The sequence below is a fragment of the Pseudomonas sp. P4_C8 genome, assembly GCF_056401975.1.
The window spans coordinates 13,909-33,906 of the sequence record NZ_JBFUIH010000053.1; the positions used below are offsets into that span (position 1 = coordinate 13,909).

Sequence of the window (19,998 nt, forward strand, 5' to 3'; positions counted from 1 at the left end):
TTTGTACAGACCTCAGAGCCCCGCTAGTTCTCGCAGGTTCGCCAGCGTCTCGGCGTCAAGCGTAATACCTTGCGAACCGGACTTGGCCCGTTCTTTATGGCGCCGATCACCCGGCAGGCGCTTGAGGCCCACGCCGTGCATCTGCCGAACCAATTCCTGACTGCGCTCGGCAAAATTTTGCCCGGCCGCCTTGCTCGGGTCGATCACGATCAACAGTTGACCGGTCCAGGGCGTCTTGGCGCCCGGATGGTTCGACCAGTCAAACTCAAAAGAAAAATTGCCGCCGGTCAGCGCTGCCGCCAACAGTTCCACCATCATCGACAAGGCAGAACCTTTGTGTCCGCCAAACGGCAACAAGGCGCCGCCTTCGAGAATCGCTTTCGGGTCCTGTGTCGGCTGACCAAGGCTGTCCACGCCCATGCCTGCCGGCAAGCGCTCGCCCTTGCGTGCCGCGATCTGCACATCGCCATGAGCAATGGCGCTGGTGGCCAGGTCAAAGACAATCGGCTCGCCATCGGCCCGAGGGGCCGCGAATGCGATCGGGTTGGTGCCGAACAACGGACGATCGGCGCCGTGCGGCACCACGCAGGTCATGCTGTTGACCACGCTCAATGCCACCAACCCTTCGTAGGCAAAGGGCTCGACATCCGGCCACAAGGCGGCGAAATGGTGTGAATTACGAATCGCCAGTACCGCAATGCCGGCGCTGCGAGCCTTTTCCACCAACAGGGCGCGTGCTGCCGCCAGGGCCGGCTGGGCGAAACCATTGCCGGCATCGACCCGGACAAACCCCGAGGCAACGTCTTCAACCACCGGCACGGCCTGGCCATTGACCCAGCCGCTGTTCAGCGTCGATACATAACCGGGAATACGGAACACACCGTGGCTGTGAGCACCATCGCGCTCAGCACCGGCGCAATTGAGGGCCAGCGTCCGGGCGACCTCGGTAGAGGTGCCATGACGCAGAAAAATCTGTTCGAGCAATTGAACGAGCGCATCGAAATCGAGCGTTTGGGTGTTCGAACTGACGGCCATTTCGGGCGATACGGTCATCTGAAGCTCCAGTTTTATTATTGAGTACGGGCAACAGCGTGAAGCGAGGCTGCAGGGCAACCTGAAAAAGTCACCGATTAAGCGCTGTTGTACCGACGTCCTGTCAAGCCTCAACCGCCAGATCGGCTCAAGCAATATGTACCGCACATGAGCCTTCGACTGACCGTACCGTTTTCCTCCAACCAATAGCCAGTGATTGCCAACCGATCGCGGCTTATCGAGGAAAAACCATGATTGATCCTACTGCACCCTATTTTTTCGACGAGGCAGAACGCGCCTCCAATGCCCGGCAGCCCGGCGAGCGCGAAAAAGCACTGGGCTTCAGCCTTGCTGACCTGAAATGGTTGAAGAACGTGTATTTGGCGACTGAGGTCGCCCGTACCGCGCAAAAAGACCCCATGTACGTTTACCTGCTGCTACTGAACAGGACAGGCACGCCGGATATTCCCTTGGCCGGCACTTTTGCCATGAGCCGGCCGGATGATGGAGAGGTCACGCTCTATACGCCGTGGAAAGGGTTGATCAAGTTCGCGGACATGGACGACCTCAAAAGTAAGCTCAAAGAGTGGCTGGCGTCGAACACTGGCAAACATGAGCTGTTGCGCTTTCTATCAATCGAACAACGCTACGCTCTGTCCGCCACCGTGAAACCTGATATTTCCACAACAGAAATCGCAGGCGCAGTGTTCCAGGACCAACAGGTCAGGCTTGAACGCAATCAAGCACAGAACATCCAAACGATGATGAGCGAACTGCTCAAGATACCAACGCTGCAATCCATGCTTGATGACACGCTGAAAATCGCATTGCACAAACCGTTTCCTGATTTGGACCAGCGTCTGACTCGACTGAAAAGTTTTATCAGTACGGTTTCAGCCTTCGACGAAGGTGAATACCAGCACACGAGTTCCTCGCTCTCACTCAATGACGCCCTCCTTCACTTTTACCTCACCAATCAGTGGCCCGCCGGCGACTCCAGAGTCTTTGCCCATCCCGGGCACGGGGTGAGCAGCGACGCCGATAACCTCGCCTGGGAAAGCGCGGTAAAAGAGATCGCCCAAAGTTTCACGCCCCACTTGCACAGCCAGCTCGATTTATTCTGGAACACGGCCATGAGTAATGGTCTGTCACGCCGGGGTTTTTTCAGTGAGGGCTTGCGCGATACGTTCCACCTCAAGCTTCTGCTCCAGCGCCAGGAGGGCACTTTGACGACGCAGGAATACCTGCAACTGATGAAAGTCAGCCTCGCGCCCACGGACGCTACGCTGCGCATCGAAAGAGTGCGGATCACCGCCCCCTTCAAGCATTACGCAGAACTGGCCTCAGCCTTGTTGATTGGCGGCGTCGACACGTTGGGTTTTTTGTACACCCCGTCTCGCGGCATCGAAGCCACTGACACACTGTCCGCGGTCAAAAAAATCGTGCTGCAAATGCTCAAAAGCGAAGGGCATGAAGACACGCTGCTCAATTTCATGTCGCTGGATGAACGCAGCTCCTTTCTGGCCCTGCAGCCCGATGAGTGCTTGATTGAAGGCAGACCCGTCATAGGGCCGGTATTTGAAGAAGTTATGGCCAACATCCTCGACAAGCAAAAGGACAACCTCAGTCATGCCTTGAGCCGTTACCGCGAAAGCGAAGGCACGCTGTCCCCTCATGCCTTGTTTGATAATGCGCTGGATGTCCGAGGTCTGCTCGACGACCGTCTGCAGACCTGCGATGCCTCCGGCCGCTGGAGTACACGGGTCGACCAGCGCTGGAGTGCGCAACCGGTGACCGTGCGAGCCGAGTCAGCCAAGGACGGTCTGCTGCGGCTTGATTCGGTGGAGCAAGCGCTTGACCAACTCCTGGACAAGCACCCGGCTATTCCCCCAGGCCTGCGCACCCTCGCCCAGGCACAGAGCCTCGTCAGTTCATCCGTGGCGAACTTGCAATCGACTTTTACCCATACCCTGTCAACGGCTTTGCGTACTGAACTGAAGCTGCGAACGGTCGCACGGACCTTGGGATCGACGGAGCAGGCCATCATCAAAACCGTGCTCGACAGCCCGGTTCACTTGCAACGAGCCGCCTTGAACGGTTTCTTGCCGGACGTATTTTCCCTGGCGTTGCAGGCAAGCGACCTTACAGACCCGTTGAAACTGGCCAGTTGTTTTGTGCTGACTGAGCGAGGAGGACTGGACCCGAAGCATTCAGGCAAGGTCATCTTGTGGACGCCTGCATCGGGATTTGAACCCTTCGAGACACTGCCACGATTACACGCCGCGCTCGATCATCGCCTGAAGGACGACGCGTTGCGTCTGACACTGCTGGAGAACCTCGGCCGTAGTGAGCGATTGCCCGGTAGAAGTTACACGCTGGCGCCGTTGCAACGGGTAAACGGGCATTTTCTCGATCACCTTCAAAAGCCCTATGTCCATCTCGACCAGACCTGCGTCACTCACGCACTGGCCACGCCGCTTTCCCCCGCGCCACTGACCGACCTTCTGAACCTGGTGGCGCTACGGCAACCGCTGACGGGATTACGCCGTGCCACGGACATTGCCCTTTCCCTGACGACACAACAAAAACTTCCGGCATGGCTGGCCAAAGCCTCCATCAAAGATCTGGTACTGCACGTGGAACTGCTTCAGCAATACCTCGATAACGTCAAAGACGACCAGGATTACCTGACTGGCCTGAGGTCACTGCAGCGCACGGCTCACGCTGAACTGGAAAAACAACTCAAGACAGACACCTTCGACGTCGACCCAGACAAGGTTCTGATCCAGATCAGCGCGCGCCCCACATCGCCGCCGCGTGCGCAAACCCTCACCGACTTTGCGTTGACGCCTTTCAAGGATCTGGATCAGGCGCAATTCAAACTGCAATCGCTTGATGCCACCGTGATTCCCGAAGGGATGGACGAACGCTACATCAAAGACCTGATACGAAACCTGAATCCGGGCGAGCAACAGCAGAAAATACTCAGCGCAGCCCTTGCAGACACCCCGACCAATGCAGATCGCAGAAAACGGTTTTACCGACAACTGCCCTGGCAACTGATGCATTACGCGCACACGGAAAAATTGCAGGAGCGCCTGAGCGAAACGGGGTTTGATCTGGTCCGGCAAATCATGGACATGCCCGACGCCATCGCCCGCGCGGCAGTCGACGGTGCCCACGCAATCATTCGCCCCCTTGAACTCCAGGGAATCAAGCCGGCACAGACGATCAAGGTTGCGGGTGTTTATCTGATCGGTTCGGCCACCGATAGCACAGCGCCCCAAGTCCTTGTCGCGCCACACAGCCCTCGCCACGGGATCAAGGAATATGAAAACGAAGCGCAATTGCTGACAGAGTTGAAAGCGCGGGGACCACTGTTCGACTGGGTACTCACAAACCTGCCGCAGCCCGACCGGACACTGCTGGAATACCGGATGGCGATCACTCAAAACCGCGGCACCCGAGCAGCAACAACGACTTCCGACAATCACGCCAGCGAGGTCACACTGGCGTCCAATCCGATCAGGGGGCACCTGTTCAGCCAATTGTTCAACGACAACGCGGCACTGTTGGGACGATTGCTCGGTTGTCAGTCCGACGACAAAAAACACGGTGAATGGGCAACCATCAAGCACGTGCTGGGCGAAGACCTGCACGAGACGTTCTCGTTTTTCATGGGAAAACTCACTTATCCCATCACGGTGTGGCGCAGTTACCGCGACATCAAGCAATCCGCTGAAGACCTACAGACGCACAAGTGGAGAGCGGCGATAAGAGAATTCATCTACGGCATTGCTCAACTGGCTACGCTACGGCAATCCCAGGGGGTTCAAACACAGGTGTCTTCGACGCCGGATGCCGCTGTACCGCAGGCGCCCGCCACCCCATTCAAATGGCATGACGTCGACATCACCGCCCCTGAACGCACGCACTTGAAGCGCCATGAAAGCATTGATGTCGACCTGGGATCACTGACATTAGATTCAACGCTTGGGCTCTACACCCATCCAAAAACCCGAAGTCATTACGCCCCCGTTGAAGGAAAAGTGTATCCAGTCGCCAAACGTGGCACCCACTGGCGCATTGCAGGCACCAAAAACCGTGGCCCTTTACTGCGCCAAAACGCCGCAAAACAATGGGTTCGGCAAAGAGGGGCGACGGAGCCTCACTTCAGCCTTGTCGACCGATTGGATACCGCATTTGCGGTGTGGGGAGGCATGAACGTCGACGCCAGTGGAATGACACAAATTCGACGATTGTTTCCATACAGAGCGCGTCAGATTGACGAGGCACTGGACCAGGCAACCACCTATACCTGGAACTGCTTTCGCAACCTGCAATTGCTGAAGACTTCCGACGACACCGTGACCCCGGTTCATCAACTCGTCGCCGACTTTATCGGCGTACCGCAAGTACTGCCGGCGCACGTGGCACAGCTTGAAAAAACCATTACTGATGTGTTTGCAGCCTTGCTGGACCCCACGCTCAGAAAGCCCGATTCCAATCGTTTTGTGGTTGGCCGTTTGATCGAAGACGCGCAAGGTAGCTTTGCCTTCATCATTCCGAAGGACGCGAAACGAAAGTTACACTTGGCCGATAAATTCTTCGCTCCCGGCTTCGAACACTACCGCCAGCACCTGCTCGACGCGCAATTTCCTATAGGCGCCCATAGCCGTGCGATGACGATTATTCATGAGCTGTCACACATCGCTTGCAAAGCCGAGGACATTGCCTACCTGGACACCAGCCGCCCGTTCGCTGATCTGATTGGAACGTCCAGCATGATTGCCAATCAGCTCAGAACCGCGTTGACCGAGGTTCAAAGCACCGGACTTTCGCTCAAGACTCCCTATACCCAGCTATTCATGATTCAGGACCCTGATACCGACCAGTGGCAGGACCTGGGTGATACTTCTCATGAAAATACTGATCGGGTCAAAGAACATGTATTGACGTTGACCGGCGCAGAAAACCTCAGCGGAGCCCGACATGCGTTCAAGAAAGATTCCCTGATCAGACTAAAGGTACTGCTGGGTAATGCCGACAGCGTCGCTTGGCTGATCGGTCATCTGGGACGCCAACTGCACGTCAATACCCCCTGACCTAAAAAATAACGTGCAATTGATGGTTAATTGCCATGACGACAGTTCTCGCAGACTTCCCCGCAAGGTTAGAATGCCGGAAATCAGGATGAGTCAATGACCGACAATTCTCTATCGCCAGACGAATATGACGCGATCACCGATGCCGCAGCGCATTGGTGCATGCGTCTGCATGCTGTCGATTGCACCACCGAAGAACGGGTAGCCTTCGAACAATGGCGTGACGCTCATCCGCTGCATGCATTCGAATATGAAGCCATGCTGGAAATTTGGGAGGTCGCGGGGGACTTGCCGCGTCCCGAAGCGGTCGAACCCGTTGCGCGTTTCAAACCGGCCAAATCCTGGCGCAGTCTCGGCATTGCCGCCGCCGTTTGCGCAGTGGCATTGCCGCTCGCGGCTTTGAGCGGCTGGAACATGGGCTGGCTGCCGAATTCGTACCAACACTTTGAAGCGAGTGACACTGTCCGTCAGGTCACCCTGAGCGACGGCAGCCAGGTAGAACTGAACCTTGGCAGTGAGCTGACATTCAGCAACTACAAGGATCAGCGCCGGGTGACGCTGAAAAAAGGCGAAGCGTTCTTCAGCGTCAGCCATGACACGACTCACCCTTTTATCGTCCGGGCCGCAGACGGCAGGATTCGCGTCACCGGGACCCAATTCAATGTCTGGATGTACGAAGATCAGGTCCGTGTGAACCTGATCGAAGGCTCTGTGCTGGTCACCAGCAATGACGACCTTCCCGGCGATGGCTTACGTCTCGGCCCCGCCATGCAAGCGCGCTTCAAGCACGGCGACTTCACACCACAAATCAGTCAGACCTATGCCAACGACAATTCGCTGGCCTGGCGCAGTGGCAAACTGGTGCTCGATAACCTGTCACTGACCGATGCCTTGCCGTTGATCAATCGTTACCTGAGCAAACCGGTGATGGTGGCCGATCACAGCACCGGCCAGATCCGCCTCGGCGGTATCTACAACATCAAGGAACTCAACAGCCTGGTGGCTTCCCTGCCCAAGGTGCTGCCGGTTTACCTGACCCGCAACAAAGACGGTAGTCCGGTCCTCAATTCAATTCCGACCCAAACGCCTAAAAGCTGAAGGCCGCCACCCTGGCGGGGTGCGACCTTCATGTCGGGTCCAGGTGTCTTCGCTGTTAATGCGCAACTACCTTCCCGGCTTTTTCATCCTGCTCGTGAATCGTCTGCACTTGGTACTGCGGATCTGACGTGATCTGCTGCTCAGTAAAGGGCAGCACGCTCAGTTGCTTGTTCGAAAAAGCCTGTGTCTGGTCCCGCGAATACTTCGAATCCGGATCGCTGGATAACGAAAACGCGAGTAAACCCTGAGCTTGCGGCCCCTCGTCATCAAAGGTCACTACCTGCAAATAGCTGGTGCCACTGACCACTTCACGTTTGCCATCTGTTCTGGGTACGCTTTGAATGGCGTTGTACACGCCCAGCGTGCCCGGCCCGCCATGAATCGGTGTTTGCTGGCCACCGCTGCTGACCACCTGAATATCACCCCAGCGCGCGTCAGGTTTCAAACCCTGGGCGTTCACTTGCTCTAGCGAAGCGAGCATGGCATCGCGAAGGGTCTTGGCGACATCCGCTCGTTCAATGGCCAGACCACGCGGGGTGTTTTGCGGATCGTTGGGATCAAACGCCACACGCCAGATATCGGGAATTTGCTGCAAGGGTTCCATCACATTCTGGAAGTGCACAAACCCCACTCCGCTGTCCAGATTCGCCCGGCGGTCCCACACATTGAAGCTGGTACACAAAGGTTTCAGCGCCACGGCATCGACCCCCAGGTCACCGGCACAGAACTGCAGCAAATCGGGCATGACCTGAGCGGCCAGATACACCTGATCGTCCATCACCATCCGCTGCAAATCCGCCGCCGTCAAAGGCCCGGCCTTGCTCAGCGTGCTCAATCGATCCAGTGCAAAACGCGAGCGCAAACCCAGCGGCAGGCCCTCCTGGCTGATCAGCGGCGAAAACCCGGTGAGCGGTTGCGCCGGGTTAGCCATCCAGGCCGAATCATTGGAGTGCTGCACAAAATCCTTGCGTGACAACTGCGGCAGCTTGTCGGCGGCAAAAATACCTTTTTGCGCCGCCTGCGGGTCGATGTCCCAGGCACACACACTGTTGGAGCCGTCGAGCAGGATCATCTGGAAGCCGGCTTGTGGATCACTGCACTTCGCCAGTTTCTCGGCGCTGACGTTGGGCACCACCGACAGATTCATGTACAGCGTTTGCCCCTGATCATCCACGGCCAGGGTGTTGACCCACGGGATACCTTGGAGGGTGTGCACCGAAGCCTGTAAATCCTTGAGGCTGGTCGCCTGGTTCATCGCATACCACTGCTGCAAGACCCGGTCGTTACCCAGGTTCGCATCGCGCAGGCTGTAGGCGAACTGTTGGTCCCAATCCAGTTTTCCCGGCCATTGCACAATCGGGCCAAATTGCGAGCTGTACACCACATGCTCAACCTGAGTGGTCCGACCATCGGCTTGCTTCACCTTCACCGTCAGGTTTTGTTTGTGCATTGGCAAGGACTGGCCGTCGAGCAGGTAGCGGGTCGAATCCTTGGGATCAAGCTGCAATCGATACAGCGTGAAGTGTTTGGACGAATCCACGGTGTGGGTCCAGGCCAGGTGCTGGTTGAAGCCGATGTTGATCATCGGCAAACCCGGCAGCGCCGCGCCCATCACATCCAGCTTGCCGGGAATCGTCAGATGCATCTGATAGAAGCGCATCCCGCCAACCCAGGGGAAATGCGGATTGGCCAGCAACATCCCGCGACCATTGAACGAGCGTTCCCTGCCGATGGCCACGGCGTTACTGCCGCGATCCAGCGCAAACCGTTGCAGGCGCGACGCGGCCACCTGGAAGGACGATGGTTCACCGATCACCTGCGTGACAGCGTTGGGTGGCGTGGCACCGGCCAGCGCTTCGGCAAACTGCCCTACCCCACCTTCGACCAGCAGACGCCGGGTCAACTTGACCAGGTCCTGGGCGCTAATCTCGCGCACCCACGACCCCTGACACTGTGCCGGCAAGCCCCGTGCATGACGTTCCGCCAGCGAACGGTTGTAGCCGGCTGCATAACCTTCCATGAGTTGCTGTATTTCAGGCGTTTGCGCCTGCCAGAAACCGGCGACGGCTTCAGGGGTATTCAACCAGGTGAAAAACAGGTCGCTGACCAGATTTTCGCGCTCCTCGACCGTCATCTGCTCCGGGCCGAAATACCGTGAACGCTCACCATTGACGGTGACAATTTCATTGGCCAGCAAACACAGGTTGTCCTGAGCGTAAACGTACCCGATGCCATAACCGAGCCCTCGCTCGTTGTCGGCACGAATGTGTGGCACGCCAAAACTGGTGCGGCGAACATCAGCGCTCGCCTGTTCTGGCTGACTGCGCGCGTTTGCCGCAAGACTCAACCCCACTAAAAACGCTGCAAGGCTTAACCTGGTTAACTGCCTGGAAATAATCACGCTCGCTCCTGATCGAAAAGACAAACACCCTGCCGTCTCTCTGAAACGAAACAAAAGTCAAAAATTTAGGCCTGCAAAGACACTCCAGATGGCCTTCATGACATGCTGCTCACATGGCGTCGACAAATTTTCTACATTCAGGCCTTCACTATTTGCCGCGCTCGTCCGTCTAATGATGGAGAGCACCCATCACATTTTCTGGCTGGCTCGGAAAAGGAGTTTTTGCATGTACAACTCGCAACTGCCAACGGACGGTAGCAACGCGCCAACGGGCCCTGCCATGGGCTCCGCCATTTTCGATCAGCGCGTCGAGCGCAATGGCAATGAGCGCATCCGATTGCTGCTCAAAAGCTTTGGCCTGCGAACCAGTCTGGTTCGCCTGAAAGTCATTGACGCCTTGCTGGCCGCCGCCGAAAGCGAACGCAGCCTTGGCGTGCGCGGTGTGCACAGCCAGTTGCTGGACCTGGATATACCCCTGTCCTTTCTCAGTGTGCGGGAAGTGTTGAAACGATTGTGCAGCGAAGGCGTGATCATGCTCAATCCAGACAAAAGCTACAGCCTGCATCCGCACGCTGTAGCCATGCTCCATCGCGAGCCGTCAGCTCAAGGGGCGTCGCTCAAGGCTTGACCTTGCGACGCATCATGCCGTTGATCACCACTACGATCACCGCCACACCGATGGCGATGTACTGAAACAGTTTCTCGCTGATGACACCTTCGTTTTGCAGATACGAAAGGCCGAACATGATCCCCAGCACGACCAGGGAGATCAGAATCGAGTATTTCAAACGTTGCGATTGAGTCATTGCGAGTTCCTGAACCTGAAAAAGTATCCGCTTTGTATCCGAATGCATGCCCCCCTACCTTTCTACGGGGGATAGCGCGCTGCAAACGGGCTCTCATGTTACAGCCGATGAAGAGATTTGGCTTCATGACGGCGCTAACCATGAGGATTTTGAAAGGTTTCGTCGAATCACACCGCTGATTCCCCTGCTGGCGCTCTTAACGTTCACGCGTTAGAAGATCCATCCCCCCTGAACAAATGCCCGCCCTGCCGCGGGCATTTTCGTACCGGCTCAGTTACTTCTTCCATTCCTGCCGCCGCACTTCGAAACATAGCGAAAATTATTGAAGCTTTGAGTCTCAATCGTTCAATGGAGCTATAGCTCTTTGATGAATACTCTTGCCACGCCACAACAATATCGCTACTTAACTTCGCGCAAAATGCAGGGATGTCATGGACAAGCCTTTAATCAACATAAGCCCGCATCATTTGCTTGGCTTTTGCCTCGCAATAACATTATTCGAACTACTGACTTATATGGCCAGTGACATGATCATGCCGGCGATGTTGACCGTCACTCATGAACTGAATGCCAGTGCGCAGCATGTTCCTTTTGCCTTCAATCTGTATTTGGCAGGGGGCGTACTTTTACAATGGCTTATCGGCCCGCTCTCCGATCACTTGGGCCGCCGCAAGATGTTACTCATTGGTTGTGCGGTATTCACGGTGGCCTGTAGCGCGGCGTTCAGTGTGCAAAGCATTTATACGTTCAACGGACTACGTCTGATTCAGGGCATGGGGCTGGGGTTTGTGATTGCCGTCAGTTACCCGGCCTTGCAAGAAGTGTTTTGTGAAGCGGACGCGGTAAAAATCATGGCGCTGCTGGGAAACGTTGCACTGCTTTCTCCCCTTCTCGGGCCATTGCTTGGCAGCCTGCTGCTGGAGTGGCTGAGCTGGCGGGAACTGTTTTYACTGCTGGGTATCGGCGGCATGGGAGTCTGGTCAGCACTTTACGTATTCATGCCGGAAACCGTGGGTACGTTGCGCCACGACGGTCAGCGTCTGATGGCTGTGCCGTTTGAATGGCGCGGCACCGTGCGCCGTTACACCGCGTTGCTCACCAACCCGCGATTCCTGAGCGCCACTGTCGCGCTGGGTGTGATGAGCCTGCCATTGATTGCCTGGATCGGGCTCGCTCCGCTGTTGTTGATGCAAAACCTGGGGGTCTCCACGCTTGAGTACGGCCTTTGGCAAATCCCGGTATTTGCCGCCGTCATTGTCGGCAATCTGATACTTAACCGATTGATCGCCAACACTGAACTGCCACAACTGATTCGATACGCGCTCTGGCCGTTATGCGGTGGGCTTATTGCATTGGTCATACTCAGTTTCTGCGGCGCTTCGACACCTTTGCTGATCGGTTGCCTTGGCCTTTACGCCGTCGGCCTTGGCATGAGCAATGCCGCGCTGTATCGCCTTGCGTTGTTTTCAAGCGATGACAGCAAGGGGCTGGTCTCGGCCATGATCGGCATGATCTCGATCGTTGTCATGGGGGGCGGCGGCTCGATTCTCGCGGCAGCCGGCGCTGGCAACAGCCATGAATCCTTCTCCCTGATGGCGGGTATCGCAGGGCTCACGTGCCTGCTTCCCTTGCGATTTTTTCTGCGACGCCAACCTGTCGCGCTTGCCGTCTGATCCCTGACCAGAGGTCGTTTGATGATCCACTTACCCCACACTGATGCGCTGTGCGCGTTGGCGAAACCCTATTGCCCGGATTCGGTGCCCGACGGCCTGTTCGATCAGGCGATGCGCGAAATCAGCCTGTTCCATTTTCAGCACACGCCGGGCTATGAACGCTGGCTGCACGCCAATGGGCTTGATGCCAAGGCGCTTGAATCGATGGATGACTGGTCAAGACTGCCGCCGATTTTTGCCCACTATTTCAAACGCCGTTTATTGACGGGTCCTTCGGGCGAAGGCGCGCTGGAGCTGACATCGTCCGGCACCAGCGGCCAGAAAAGTCGCATGCGCTATGACGCACGCAGCATGGCCGCAGCCCAAGGCATGGTCAGCCACATTTTCCGGCACTACGGCTGGGACACCCCCAACAGCCCCTGCAACTACTTGCTGCTGAGCTATGAACCCGAAGCGGCCATTAGCCTGGGGACCGCCTACACCGATCAGTTTCTGTGTAGCTATGCGCCGGTCAACCGAGTCGCCTACGGATTGCGCCTGACCGGCAGAGGGCACGCATTCGACCTGTTCGGGGTTGTCCGCGCCTTGCAGGAATTCGCCGAAGAAGGTTTGCCCGTGCGCATTCTCGGCTTTCCAGCATTCCTGTCCCAGGCGTTGCAGCACATGGACGACACGGGCCTGGCGGACCTCAAGCTGCCGGCCGAGTCATTGGTGTTTCTCGGAGGCGGCTGGAAAACCCAGGCGGCACAGGAGATTCCTCTGTCGCAGTTGTATCAACGCATCAACCGTCAATTGGGTATCGCACTGTCCCGCTGCCGGGATGGCTATGGTGCCGTGGAGCACGCCGTGCCTTACATCCAGTGTGCTCACCAGCACTTCCATGTGCCGATTTATTCGAAGGTTTTCGTGCGCAATCCCGCCAATTTCAGTGTCCAGCCCTACGGTCAGCGTGGCTTGCTGGAGTTCGTATCTCCCTACATTTCTTCAAGCCCGGCGCATGCCGTGGTGATGGGGGATCTGGCGACGCTGCACCCCGGCGCAACCTGTGGGTGCGGCCTGGCAACCGACTGGTTTGAACTGCATGGACGCGCCGGAACCACTGCCAGCCGAAGCTGCGCGATGGCCGCGTCCGAACTGATTGGAGGGGCATGACATGTACTTGATCAATGGCCAACTGCACACCGATGTGAACCTTGAGACAACCCTTGAAGGGCTGCACCAACAACTTCCCAGGCTGCTGAATGCGCCGATCGACAGCGATACCGTGATCGAAACCGCCGTGCGATTTGCTGTGCAATTGCAGGCAAAAAGATTCGATCTACCCCTCGACGATGAACAACGCCAGGGGCTTATCGACTTTTGCCAGCGCAGCACCCTCAGCACCAAGCTTGAGCGAGAACTGGGTGTACAACCCCGCTCGCTACGGCGCATCGATTACCAGCAAGCGCGCTTTGAAAGTTGGCATCCGCTGGGACTGGTGGTGCATGTGACGCCAGGCAATGCACCGCTGCTGGCGTTCTGCGCGGTCGTTGAAAGCCTGCTGGCCGGCAACATCAACTGGCTTCGCCCCAGCTCCAGCGATGAAGGATTGACCGCACGATTACTCGCAGCCCTGGTGCAGTGCGACACCAGCGAGACGCTGGCTGATTTCATTGCGGTGCTGCCTGTCAGCACAGCACAGATCCCTCAACTTTGCGCTCACGCCGATGGCGTATCGGCCTGGGGCGGCGAACAGGCGCTTAAAGCCGTTCGTCAGCACATCCCGGCCGGGTGTCGCTGGATCGATTGGGGCCACAGAATCAGTTTCGCTTACCTGTCGCCGGATGCGGCCACTGCGTCAACGCTGGATGCATTGGTGGATGAGGTCTGCAGTCTGGATCAACAAGCCTGCTCCAGCCCGCAATGGTTGCTGGTCGACAGTGACGATCCGGCGGTTTTACAGGACTTGGGGGAGCGACTGGCCGAGTCGTTCAAACGCCGCGCCAACCACTGGCCGGCACTGGTTCCGAACGTTCAGGAAGCGTCGGAAATCACCACCCGCAGCGCCATGGCGCGACTGGAACATTGCTTTGCGAACCAGGTCGGTCAGGTCTGGACCGGCGCCGGATGGCGAATTATCTGGGAACACCATCAAGCGCTGTCACCGTCTCCGCTGTTTCGTACGCTGTTGCTCAAACCCGTACCGCAGCACTTGATCGCCCAGACACTACTGCCGTGGCGTAACGTGCTGCAAAGCTGCGCGTTGATCTGTTCGGCTACACAAACGCCGCTGTTGGTGCGCACGCTGGTCAACGCGGGGGTCACGCGCATTGCGCCCTGCGGGTCTATTCATGACGGCTACGCCGGTGAGCCGCATGACGGTGTCTACGCGTTGGCGCGCCTGAGTCGCCGCCTCTCGGTGAGTTTGCCACCGAATGCGGTGACTGGCCGGGCAACACTCGACGCGCTACCCGCCGCACCTGATACACACCAAGCGCCGATCATGGATAAAAACGCGTTTATGACCCAGCCCATCAGGGCCGCGGCACAGCTGTATTTTCGTTCGGGTGGAAGCAGCGGCACGCCGGCGCTGGCGGGGTTCAGCTATCGCGACTTCCAGCGGCAGATGCGCGCGGCGGCCGACGGCCTGTTCGCCGCCGGCCTCGACCCTGCGACAGACCGGGTGATGAACCTGTTTTACGGCGGCAGCTTGTACGGCGGCTTTTCCAGTTTTACCAAGGTACTTGAGCAGATGGGAATGACCCATTTCCCGATGGGGGCACCGCCGAATGACGACTTCAGCGAAATAGCGCAAATGATCGCCGACCACCGCGTCACTGTGTTGATCGGCATGCCGAGTACCTTGCACCGCCTGTTCTTCAACGAGCAAGAGCGTCTTCGCACTTATGGCGGCATCCACAAGGTGTTCCTCGGCGGCGAACATCCGGCACAGGCCAGCCTGAGCCTGATGGAAAGCTGTGGCGTATTGCAGATTCGCTCGGCGATCTATGGCTCGGTAGACGCCGGCCCTCTTGGGCATGCCTGCACGGCGACGGCCAATGGGGTGTTTCATTTGATGTGCGATACCCAGCATCTGGAAATCGTGCACATGGAACAGGATGTGCCGGTTCAGGCCGATGAGGTCGGTCGTTTGCTGTTCACGTCCCGGGCACGCCAAGGCCAGGACGTGCGCCGGTATGACGTTGGCGACACCGGTCGATGGGTACCCGGCCCCTGCCCTTGTGGACTCGACTCGCCGCGATTCGAGTTGCTGCAACGCCACGGCAAGCTGCTGCGGGTCGGTACACAATTCATTTCACCGGCGGCTCTGCAAGACAGTGTCGGCAGGCCGATTCAAATGGTCCTGGAGCATGCGCCGGATGGCATGGAGCGGCTGCGCGTTTTAGTCAATTCAAACACTGGCGACGTCCACCAATCCCTATTGACTGATGAAGCACTGGCGCACGCGGTGAACGATGGCTTTTTAACGGTGGAAATCCACGTGTGCGCTGAATCAGCGTTCACAAGAAATCCACACAGCGGTAAAACCCCATTGGTCATTGATAACCGATATAAATAGACCCTTTGTTTGCAACAGCTTGTTTTTAACCGCCCAAACGCCTGATAAAAAAGAGAACCCAGTGAATTCAATTTATTCGCTTGAACAACTCGTGCCTTATATAAGGCAACACTCAAACTTCTACAGTAAACAACTGCAACACTTACCAGCACAAGGCATTACTTTAAAAGATCTACCGCTGACCAACGCGATTGATTATTGGACAGACAGTAACGACTTGAATTATTGGCCGGTGCTGACCGGGCAAGTCGATAACGGGCTAGTATTTAAAACCGGCGGATCGACCAGCCACGGCAAACTGAGTGTTTATACGTCCAATGAATGGCTCACACTGGTGAGCACTTTCGGCGACAGTGTTACTGCTCAATTGGAGGACGGTGACCGGGTCGCCAATCTGTTTTTTTCCGGCGATCTTTACGCCAGCTTTGTGTTCATCCATGACTCACTGGCGCACGTCAAAAAGTCCATCTGTGAGTTCCCGTTCACAGGCAGTGTCGACATGGATGTGTTGGCCGATGCGGTGGATCAGCATCGGATCAACGTGCTGGTCGGCGTACCGGCGCAGTTGTTGCGGTTCGCCGCCTACCTGCACCAGCATCAGCGCGTGCTATTGGAGGTTGAAACATTGCTGTACGGCGGCGAAAGCCTTTTCCCCGCACAAATAGCCATTCTCAAGTCGGTATTGCCCAATGTGCGCATTGCCTCCATCGGCTACGCCAGTGTCGATGCCGGCCTGATCGGCGCCAGCAGTCGTGATTGCGCCATGGGTGAGCACCGGGTGTTTGAACCACACATCTTGCTGGAAATTGTCGATGAACTCACCGGGGAAGTCATAGAAGACTGTGATCGCACCGGTTTGCTGGTGGTCACCAACCTGACTCGCCGGCTCATGCCACTGCTGCGTTATCCGGTGGGCGACCGCGCTTGCTGGCGTGAGCCGGGTACAGCGCCCAAACGCAAATTCGCACTCAAGGGGCGCAGCGCCCACAGCCAGCGGGTCCGAGTGGCTTCGCTGTCGTTGCTGGTCGATGAAATCCTGCTGATCGTGCAGCGCATCGCTCACAGCGATCAATGGCAGTTGTTGATCGAGCAAGAGGGACACAAAGACATCGTGACTGTGAAGTGGGTGCCTGACACGCCATCAACCGCCACCGCCCCCGTCTGCAGCGCGTTGCATGAAGCGCTGGCCATGCACTATCCCGGCATTGGGCAACTGAATAGGGAGGGGCTGCTGGTGTTGCGCGTGTTGTCCTGCGCGGTCACCGACTTGCAACTTCACCCGCGATCCGGCAAGCAGATGCGCGTCCTGGACTTGCGTGTGTATGACACACCTTCAACGGAGCGTGCGTGATGTCGGACCTTGTTTATCGTCGCTACCAACCCAGTGATGCACACGACGTGAGCCAGTTGTTTCGCGTGGTCTATGGGGATCATTACGTTCAACCGGATGTTTATCTGCCGAACATGATCAGCCAGCACAATGCCGATGGCCGCTGGACCTCGATGCTGGCAGTAGACGGCCAACGGGTTCTGGGGCATGCCGCGTTATGCAACGACACACTGACGGATACCACGGAACTGGCCCTCTGCGTGGTCCATCCCGCCGCACAAAGGCAAAATATCGCGACGAACCTGAGTCGGGAATTACTGATGCAGGCGGGTTTGCTGGGGTTCAGCAGTGTCTTGATCAAACAGGTCACCCACCATCCCTACACGCAACGCATGGCGCAAAGCATTGGCTTCCACAGCACCGGATTACTCCCCGATTACGTACCGTCGCCTTTCGCCGAGTCGCTACCGGAATCCATCGTGATCGGTTGTTATGTGGCCCAAGGGAACTTGCGCGCACTGCCTGACATTCCGTGGCCCGAGAGTTGCCGCAGGTTGATGCAGCGTTTGAGCGCTGTGTTCGGGACTTCTCGGGTCACGACATCGCCCGACTCGATACCGTTGCACATCAGGCAACACCATCAGCGCTATGCCATCGCCATTCACCGCTTGAGCGACAGGCTGATGGACCAGCTCTCGGGGTTGCCCGGCCATTGGCTTATCTCAGTCAAACTCGCGTTGTCACGGCACTTTGCCGAAGACCTGCACCGTTTGACGATGCGCGGTTTCACCTTCACCGGATTGATGCCCGTGCCCAGCCACCATGGATGGTTCGCCCTGTTTCATCGTGGGGCGCAGCCGCGCCACCTCAACCTGCATTGCCCTGACATGCAACAGTTGCACGAGGACTTGCAGCGCAATGTCAGGGCACTGGACAGCGCGTGTTCAGCCGCTTGAATCCTTTCTGTAAACGTTAAGACCCGGCTGCGCGCAAAGCTCCACCAGCCAATCGACAAACACCCTCACCCGCCGGGACAACTGGCGGTGAGGTGGATAAAGCGCCGTCAGCGGCATTACCGGTGGCGGCACCTTGGCGAGCACTTCACACAGACGGCCTTCTTCGAACTGGCGGGCAACGTGGTAGTACGGGGTCTGAATCAGTCCATACCCCGCCTCACAGGCCGCCAGGTATCCGTCGGCGCTGTTGACCGCGACCTGTTTGGGCAAATCCATGAGCTGAACCTCATCATTGACCTTGAATTCGAGCCCGTAACGCTTACCGGTACTGCCGGAGAAATATTCCACCATCCGGTGCCCCGCAAGGTCAGCCAGGCACTCAGGCGTTCCGTGGCGTTGCAAGTAGTCAGGGCTGGCACACGTGACCTGATCCAGCCTGACCAATGGCCGTGCCACCAATGAATCATCCAGCGCCAAGCCACCGCGCAGCACACAGTCGACCCCTTCGCGAATCAGATCGACGGGGCGGTCGTTCAAGCCGATTTCCAAATCGATCAAAGGATAACGGCGGGTGAATTCTGGCAGCGCCGGAATCACGATCAAACGCCCGACCCCTGCCGGCATGTCCACGCGCAGCAGGCCTTTGGGGTTATGTCGCGCGGCGGAAAACACCGCTTCGGTCTCCTCCAGATCTGCCAGTAACCGCACACAACGGGGGTAATAGGCTGCGCCGTCGAGGGTCAGGCTGAGCTGTCGCGTGGTGCGTTGCAGCAGTTGCACCCCGAGGTGCGCTTCAAGCTGCTTGATCAGCGTGGTGACCGACGCTCGGGGTAATTGCAGGCTGTCTGCCGCTTTGGCAAACCCGCCGAGTTCGACGATTCGGGTAAACACGCGCATGGCGTTGAAACGGTCCATTGCGAAGGCGTCTCTGATGATTATTTAGAAAAAACGAACAGTGATAGCAGTTTTAGCCGGTTTATCTTGTTTTTACCAAGAGCAACACTGTGCTTTCACACCACAGGGAGTTGATTTCATGCAAACACGTCAATTGGGCAAAAACGGCCCGCAGGTATCCGCCATCGGCCTGGGCTGCATGGGCATGACCGATTTCTATACCACGGGCGTGAACACCCGTGAGGCCACCGCCACCTTGCATCGCGCGCTCGAACTCGGGATCAACCTGCTCGACACCGCGGACATGTACGGCCCTCACACCAACGAAGAGTTGATCGGCAACGCCATTGCCGGTAAACGCGACCAGGTGTTTCTGGCAAGCAAGTTCGGCATTGTCCGTGACTCGTCCAACCCTACCGCACGGGGTGTGAATGGCCGACCGGAATACATTCGCGAATCCATCGACGGCACACTCAAACGCCTCAACGTGGAAACCCTCGACTTGTATTACCAGCACCGCATCGATCCGCAGGTGGCCATCGAAGAAACCGTCGGCGCCATGGCCGAGTTGGTCAAGGCCGGCAAGGTGCGTTACCTGGGCTTGAGCGAGGCGTCGGCCGCCACGCTGGAGCGGGCGCATAAAGTGCATCCCATCAGTGCGCTGCAAAGTGAGTATTCGTTGTGGAGCCGCGATCAGGAGGAGAACGGCTGCCTCGCCGCGTGCCAGCGACTGGGCGTGGCGTTTGTGCCCTACAGCCCATTGGGGCGCGGCTTTCTGACGGGCGCACTGAAAAGCCCGGATGACTTTGCGGCGGATGATTACCGTCGTTTCAGCCCGCGTTTTCAAGGGGAAAACTTTGCGAAGAATCTGCTGCTGGTGCAGCAGGTACAGGCATTAGCGGCGGACAAGGGTGTGACAGCGGGCCAGTTGGCGTTGGCCTGGGTGCTGGCGCAAGGTGACTACCTGATCCCGATTCCAGGGACCAAACAACGCAAATACCTTGAAGAGAACATCGCCGCACTGGAGGTAAAACTCAGCCACGACGAGTTGCAAGCGCTGGAAGCGATATTCCCGGCGAATGCCACCGCAGGCTTGCGCTACCCCGAGGAAGTCATGAAGTTGCTCGACCGCTAGCAACAGCCG

Annotated in this window: 13 protein-coding genes; 9 read left to right on the top strand and 4 right to left on the bottom strand. The window is 57.4% G+C overall.

Annotated features, from left to right (window positions below):
- Window positions 1–12 precede the first annotated feature (12 nt).
- Window positions 13–1,053, bottom strand: coding sequence for an Ldh family oxidoreductase (locus AC1DWM_RS25610; RefSeq protein WP_477796477.1), 1,041 nt, complete (start codon window positions 1,051–1,053; stop codon window positions 13–15).
- Between the two features lie 230 nt (window positions 1,054–1,283).
- On the opposite strand from AC1DWM_RS25610, the gene AC1DWM_RS25615 reads away from it, so the two are divergent.
- Window positions 1,284–6,137 (top strand): dermonecrotic toxin domain-containing protein, encoded by a 4,854-nt coding sequence (locus AC1DWM_RS25615; protein WP_477796478.1) that lies wholly within the window; start codon window positions 1,284–1,286, stop codon window positions 6,135–6,137.
- 96 nt (window positions 6,138–6,233) lie between these two features.
- Window positions 6,234–7,235 carry a FecR family protein gene (locus AC1DWM_RS25620; RefSeq protein WP_477796479.1) on the top strand — a complete coding sequence of 334 codons (1,002 nt, stop codon included), beginning with the start codon at window positions 6,234–6,236 and terminating at the stop codon, window positions 7,233–7,235.
- Window positions 7,236–7,290: 55 nt separating this feature from the next.
- Here AC1DWM_RS25620 and pvdQ read toward each other — a convergent pair whose 3' ends face one another.
- Window positions 7,291–9,636, bottom strand: a complete 2,346-nt coding sequence (gene pvdQ, locus AC1DWM_RS25625) for a bifunctional acylase PvdQ (protein ID WP_477796480.1) — start codon at window positions 9,634–9,636, stop codon at window positions 7,291–7,293.
- A 226-nt stretch (window positions 9,637–9,862) separates the two neighbouring features.
- Between pvdQ and AC1DWM_RS25630 the strand changes: the two genes are divergently transcribed.
- Window positions 9,863–10,264 carry a fe2+ zn2+ uptake regulation protein gene (locus AC1DWM_RS25630; RefSeq protein ID WP_223520619.1) on the top strand — a complete coding sequence of 134 codons (402 nt, stop codon included), beginning with the start codon at window positions 9,863–9,865 and terminating at the stop codon, window positions 10,262–10,264.
- Here AC1DWM_RS25630 and AC1DWM_RS25635 read toward each other — a convergent pair.
- Window positions 10,254–10,442: a hypothetical protein gene (locus AC1DWM_RS25635; RefSeq protein WP_223520621.1), complete on the bottom strand. Its 189-nt coding sequence runs from the start codon at window positions 10,440–10,442 to the stop codon at window positions 10,254–10,256. The genes AC1DWM_RS25630 and AC1DWM_RS25635 overlap by 11 nt on opposite strands.
- Before the next feature lie 431 nt (window positions 10,443–10,873).
- Here AC1DWM_RS25635 and AC1DWM_RS25640 point away from each other — a divergent pair, with 431 nt between their 5' ends.
- The 5 genes from AC1DWM_RS25640 (at window position 10,874) to AC1DWM_RS25660 (ending at window position 17,960) form a co-directional block, all read left to right on the top strand.
- Window positions 10,874–12,115, top strand: a complete 1,242-nt coding sequence (locus AC1DWM_RS25640) for an MFS transporter (RefSeq protein WP_477796481.1) — start codon at window positions 10,874–10,876, stop codon at window positions 12,113–12,115.
- Window positions 12,116–12,136: 21 nt separating this feature from the next.
- The gene (locus AC1DWM_RS25645; protein ID WP_477796482.1) at window positions 12,137–13,267 is read left to right on the top strand and encodes a LuxE/PaaK family acyltransferase; all 1,131 of its coding nucleotides are present in this window, start codon (window positions 12,137–12,139) and stop codon (window positions 13,265–13,267) included.
- A gap of 1 nt (window position 13,268) precedes the next feature.
- On the top strand, window positions 13,269–15,674 hold the full coding sequence (locus tag AC1DWM_RS25650) for an aldehyde dehydrogenase family protein (RefSeq protein WP_477796483.1): 2,406 nt from the start codon (window positions 13,269–13,271) through the stop codon (window positions 15,672–15,674).
- A gap of 61 nt (window positions 15,675–15,735) precedes the next feature.
- Window positions 15,736–17,025: a phenylacetate--CoA ligase family protein gene (locus AC1DWM_RS25655; RefSeq protein WP_477796484.1), complete on the top strand. Its 1,290-nt coding sequence runs from the start codon at window positions 15,736–15,738 to the stop codon at window positions 17,023–17,025.
- Window positions 17,025–17,960 (top strand): GNAT family N-acetyltransferase, encoded by a 936-nt coding sequence (locus AC1DWM_RS25660; RefSeq protein ID WP_223520631.1) that lies wholly within the window; start codon window positions 17,025–17,027, stop codon window positions 17,958–17,960. The genes AC1DWM_RS25655 and AC1DWM_RS25660 overlap by 1 nt, the downstream gene beginning before the upstream one ends.
- Here AC1DWM_RS25660 and AC1DWM_RS25665 read toward each other — a convergent pair.
- A complete protein-coding gene (locus tag AC1DWM_RS25665) occupies window positions 17,949–18,875 on the bottom strand; it encodes a LysR family transcriptional regulator (RefSeq protein ID WP_477796485.1) in 927 nt (308 codons plus the stop codon). The two genes, AC1DWM_RS25660 and AC1DWM_RS25665, sit on opposite strands and share 12 nt — an antisense overlap.
- Window positions 18,876–18,993: 118 nt before the next feature.
- Between AC1DWM_RS25665 and AC1DWM_RS25670 the strand changes: the two genes are divergently transcribed.
- On the top strand, window positions 18,994–19,989 hold the full coding sequence (locus AC1DWM_RS25670; protein ID WP_223520635.1) for an aldo/keto reductase: 996 nt from the start codon (window positions 18,994–18,996) through the stop codon (window positions 19,987–19,989).
- The last annotated feature ends 9 nt before the right edge of the window (window positions 19,990–19,998 follow it).